This is a genomic window from Shewanella sp. (assembly GCF_051658185.1).
Classification (GTDB): domain Bacteria; phylum Pseudomonadota; class Gammaproteobacteria; order Enterobacterales; family Shewanellaceae; genus Shewanella.
Map to the genome: position 1 here is coordinate 1 of NZ_JBOFMC010000027.1, position 5403 is coordinate 5403.

Here is a 5403-nt window from a genome sequence, read left to right on the forward strand (position 1 = left end):
TCTTTTTTATTATTATCATGTAAATTTTTACCCCAATTGAAAAAGCTCGGCTCGCATCATATTACAATGTCGCAAAATGATTGACTGTTATCTTTAAAAAAACCAAATTATGGTAATTATTGATATCAATAGGGTTTTATAGTCACACCCGGATTCACTCAAGAACTTATCGCGACAACTTCTTACTCCAAGAAAAATCCTTAACACTGGCCATAGCAATAAAATCATTACAACCCCTCAACAACTTATGTTAAGTCGTAGATTATCAAGGCCGCCGCCGCACACTTCGCGACGAGCGGGGACAACAGTGTCGTTTGCCACGGTTTACCGCGTATTTTGACCCATCATTAAGCTCTGAACTAATGGGTTTTGCCGCCTCGGTTGGTGCCGTAAAAACGGGCACAAACACTGACCTCATGGTTCCGCTTGCTCAAATCTGCGGATGAACCTCATGCACAGTTTCTTTGCTTAGATCCTTTGCTTAGCTTCTTTACTTAGCCAGCATAGCGAACGACAACCACCAACCAACTGGGATTGCAAAGGGGGCCAATACCGCGAAACACTTGGCACCCATGCCACCAGCAAGAATGGCGTTAATGGGGGATACACTTTCGGCGAGCCTTATTCATTGCCAATCAACCAGTTAAAGCTGGGATTGCCAAGCGTAAACCTAACAGGCACGCCCTTAGCGCTGCACGCTGAACTTGATACCCGCGCGAGTTGGGAAAGTGAGGCTGATATGAAAGAAAATGCAGTTATCGACAGGCCGCTCGCGTTAGCGCAGCAACAACCGCTCATATGCCGTGGTGAACGGGTGTATTGGCCGTGGCGAACGGGTGTATTGGCCGCCATCCGTGATGACATAAGTAAGGCAATCCCTCTGGTCACCGACAGCAAAGCAATCTCCCGGTGCCAGCAGCGCCCTTATCGGTATTGCAACGCCGCCAAAAGCCGCAGGGTGTTGATGGGGTCAGTAGGGTTCAAATATGCTGCATGGCCATAAACCATGCCTTAATCGCCATATCGTCAGCAAAAACGGCCCTGAAAGGGCCGTTGCTTTGATACTAACTGGTCAGCCTGCTCAATTAATCAGGCCTGCTATCTATGCACCTAAATACAGCAATCAATCATCAGCGCCGTCATTAGATGCCAACCTCCGTTACACCGCCGTTTGGAAGATCACTTGTGATGCTTTTTTGGTGTACGAATCGATTTGGTCGAAGTTCAAGTAACGGTAAGTGTCAGCCGCTGTCGCGTCTAACTCTTTAGCGTATTCTTGATATTCTGCAACCGTTGGCAGGCGACCTAACAGGGCTGCGACTGCCGCTAATTCCGCAGAGGCTAAGTATACGTTAGCGCCTGTACCTAAACGGTTCGGGAAGTTACGGGTAGAAGTCGATACCACAGTTGCCCCTTCGGCCACTCGTGCTTGGTTACCCATACACAGTGAACAACCGGGGATCTCGATACGCGCACCAACGCGGCCGAAAATACCGTAGTAACCTTCTTCGGTCAGCTGGTCTTTATCCATCTTCGTCGGTGGCGCAATCCATAGACGTGTTGGCAGTGTCTTAGCAAACTTGTCTAACATCTTACCGGTCGCACGGAAGTGTCCGATGTTCGTCATACAAGAACCGACAAACACTTCATCAATCTTAGTTTTGGCAACGGATGACAGTAATACGGCATCGTCTGGATCGTTAGGCGCACATAGGATTGGCTCTTTGATCTCGTTTAAGTCGATGTCGATCACTGCAGCGTACTCCGCATCAGCGTCAGCACTCATCAGCTCAGGATTCGCTAACCACTCTTCCATGCCCTTAATACGACGCTCGATGGTACGACGGTCACCGTAACCTTCGGCGATCATCCACTTCAGCATCGTGATGTTCGAGGTCAAGTATTCGATGATAGGTTCTTTGTCTAACTTGATGGTACAACCCGCCGCAGAGCGCTCTGCAGAGGCGTCAGACAGTTCGAACGCCTGTTCAACTTTCAGAGATTCTAAGCCTTCGATTTCCAGTACGCGACCAGAGAAAATGTTGATCTTGCCTTTTTTCTCAACGGTCAGCAGACCCATTTCAATGGCTTTTAATGGAATCGCATGTACTAGGTCACGTAGGGTGATGCCAGGTTGCATCTTACCTTTGAAGCGCACTAATACGGATTCAGGCATGTCCAGCGGCATCACGCCAGTCGCGGCGGCAAACGCCACTAAGCCAGATCCTGCTGGGAATGAAATACCAATCGGGAAACGCGTATGAGAGTCACCACCCGTACCGACGGTATCAGGCAGCAGCATACGGTTTAACCATGAGTGAATCACGCCGTCACCAGGGCGCAGCGACACACCACCACGGTTCATGATGAAGTCAGGCAGCGTGTGGTGCGTGTTAACGTCAACGGGTTTTGGATACGCCGCCGTGTGGCAGAATGACTGCATCGTTAAATCGGCGCTGAAGCCTAAACAGGCTAAGTCTTTCAACTCGTCACGGGTCATTGGCCCGGTGGTATCCTGCGATCCCACAGACGTCATCTTAGGCTCACAGTATTGGCCGGGACGCACGCCAGCAACACCACAGGCTTTACCGACCATCTTCTGCGCAAGCGTATAACCTTTGCCATTATCAGCGATGTCCTGTGGACGAACGAAGACCTTAGATGCCGGTAAACCTAACACCGCGCGAGCTTTGTCCGTTAGGCCACGACCAATGATCAGTGGAATACGGCCACCTGCACGCACTTCGTCTAACAGTACGTCGGTTTTTAGGCTGAACTCAGAAATCACTTCACCGCTACCATGGCGCTTAACAATGCCGTCATAGGGGTAAATGTCGATCACATCGCCCATTTCCATCTTGCTCACATCCAGCTCGATTGGCAGTGCGCCCGCATCTTCCATGGTGTTGAAGAAAATCGGTGCAATCTTGCCACCTAAGCAGAAACCACCCGCACGTTTGTTAGGGACGAACGGGATATCATCGCCCATGAACCACAATACTGAGTTAGTCGCTGACTTACGTGACGAACCTGTACCGACAACGTCACCCACATACACTAATGGGAAACCTTTGGTTTTGAGCTCTGCTAATTTCTTGATTGGACCTACGCTGCCAGCAACATCAGGCTCGATGCCATCACGGGCGTTTTTCAGCATCGCTAATGCGTGCAATGGGATATCTGGACGTGACCAAGCATCAGGTGCCGGTGACAGATCGTCGGTGTTGGTTTCACCTGAGACTTTAAATACCGTCAGAGTCACTTTGTCAGCTAATTTTGGACGGCTTAAGTACCAGTCTGCATTGGCCCAAGCTTCAACCACTTGTTTTGCATACTCGTTACCCGCTTGCATTTTCTCAACCACATCGTGGAAAGAGTCAAACATCAGCAAAGTGTGAGATAAGGCTTTCGCGGCCAATGGCGCTAGCGCCGGGTTATCGAGCTGGGCAATTAACGGCTCGATGTTATAACCACCTTGCATCGTGCCTAATAACTCAGTCGCACGTTCGGCAGACAGGATGGGTGAAGTTGCAGTGCCTTTGGCGACCGCATCTAAGAATGCCGCTTTCACATAAGCTGCTTCGTCAACACCGGGGGGAATTCGATTTTCGAGCAGGTCAAGGATAAACGCCTCTTCACCTGCGGGGGGGGTTTGAATCAATTTAACCAGTTCAGCCACTTGATGTGCATCTAATGGCTTAGGGACTACGCCCTCTGCAGCACGTTCTGCGACGTGTTTACGATATGCTTCTAGCACGGCAACATTCCTCTTTGTTTGACGCTCTAACAACGAAACTGCACGTCTTCCTAATTGAAGCTGACAGTCCGAGATGATCGACCCGTATTTCCGGCCAGCAGTATACTACAGCTTTGCAAAAGTATGAATCAGGTCACACTCAGCAAAATTCAAAATCAGGGCTAAATCCGCTGGTAAACACCAACCTACTCTGGACGTCACACAAACGCAATTAGACAATAGTGTGAAAAATTAACATATACCTTATAAAACAAACTATTAATCCTTTCACGCCACAGTGGATAGCGCGCACATTTTTGCCGCTTGAGAAAATATTGCTGTAAATTTTTCAAAAATTTAGCATGATGGCGCGTAAAAATAGCCCAGTTCCATCACATTGGCACCATTTAGTGGCCATGTTTGCGCATCTCAGCCCTGCGGAGTTCCCATGACATCTCTTAATATTCAAGCTGTTATTTTTGATATGGATGGTGTGTTAATCGATTCAGAGCCCTTATGGCAGCGTATCGAATATCACGTGTTAAGCGCGCTCGGCGTCCCGGTCAGCATCGCCTCTATCCAGCAAACAACGGGATTACGCATCGATCAATGTGTCGATTACTGGTATCAACAATTCCCTTGGCCAGCCTACGATAACGCGAAGGTCAGTCAAACGATTATTGATGAGGTCGCTAGCGAAATCCGCCGCAGCGGCAGCGCCATGGAAGGGGTTTATGAGGCGCTCGCCTGCTGCCAACGCTTAGGGTTAAAAATTGGCCTCGCGACATCATCCGCGAGCATGATTATCGACGCAGTACTCGATCAATTAGCGCTACGCCCATATTTTATGGCCGTCACATCCGCCGAAGCACTGCCCTACGGCAAACCCCATCCCGAAGTGTATTTAAATTGCGCCAAGGCGTTAGCCGTCGACCCGCGCCATTGCCTTGCGATTGAAGATTCCTTTAATGGCCTTATTGCGGCCCGCGCCGCGAATATGCAAACCCTTGCTATCCCCGCGCCAGAGCAAAGAGAGGAAGCCAAATGGGTCATTGCCCACCACCGCGCCAACACCCTACTCACGCTGCCAGCACTGTTGGACCGACTCCAACAAAGCCAGTCACTTACCCCCAACTAACCCGGCAGCATTTACGCACCCAATAACCAAGCGTGCAGCTCATCATGGCAGCGCACTTGGTGATGAGGGACAATTCCTTCGGGCGCATCGTGGCCGTGGGCGTTATACCAACAGGTATGGATCCCCGCGTTGAGGCCGCCAACAATATCAGCATGGAGATTATCCCCCACCATGAGCACCTGCTCGCGCGGGGGATGCCCCATCAAGGCAAGCGCATGTTCAAAAATCCCCACCGCCGGCTTAGCTATCCCCACCATTTCTGAAATCACTAAAATATCAAAATGATGCTGCAAACCCGTACGCGCTAAACGCACCGTCTGCAGCTCAGTAAAACCATTAGTGATAATCCCTAGCTTAACCTTACCTTGCAGCGCCGCGAGCAATTGGCGCGCACCGGGCAGCGGCGAACAAATCTCAGCCATGGCAGTTAAAAAAGCACTGTTTAAGGTGTGTGGCGCCACGTTAAGCTTTGCCGCCCAAGCCTTAAAGCGGGTGGTTTGCAATTCCTGTGCGGTAATTTTACCGTCTT

4 protein-coding genes are annotated in these 5403 nt (G+C 50.1%); 2 read left to right on the forward strand and 2 right to left on the reverse strand.

The window, feature by feature from the left end; genetic code table 11:
* Nucleotides 1–628: 628 nt before the first annotated feature.
* A complete protein-coding gene (locus ACRCZA_RS01065; RefSeq protein WP_438672638.1) occupies nt 629–1003 on the forward strand; it encodes a hypothetical protein in 375 nt (124 codons plus the stop codon).
* A 156-nt stretch (nt 1004–1159) separates the two neighbouring features.
* Here the strand turns inward: ACRCZA_RS01065 and acnB are convergent, their stop codons facing one another.
* Nucleotides 1160–3757, reverse strand: coding sequence for a bifunctional aconitate hydratase 2/2-methylisocitrate dehydratase (gene acnB / locus ACRCZA_RS01070; RefSeq protein ID WP_438672639.1), 2598 nt, complete (start codon nt 3755–3757; stop codon nt 1160–1162).
* Between the two features lie 427 nt (nt 3758–4184).
* Between acnB and hxpB the strand changes: the two genes are divergently transcribed.
* Nucleotides 4185–4874, forward strand: coding sequence for a hexitol phosphatase HxpB (hxpB, locus tag ACRCZA_RS01075; protein ID WP_438672640.1), 690 nt, complete (start codon nt 4185–4187; stop codon nt 4872–4874).
* Between the two features lie 11 nt (nt 4875–4885).
* Here the strand turns inward: hxpB and yjjG are convergent.
* On the reverse strand, nt 4886–5403 hold a 518-nt coding region (gene yjjG, locus ACRCZA_RS01080; RefSeq protein WP_438672641.1), incomplete at its 5' end, for a pyrimidine 5'-nucleotidase.

Bases quoted from the DNA above. Each gene is read 5' to 3' on its own strand.
- hxpB (WP_438672640.1), top strand. From the start codon at position 4,185: ATGACATCTCTTAATATTCAAGCTGTTATTTTTGATATGGATGGTGTG.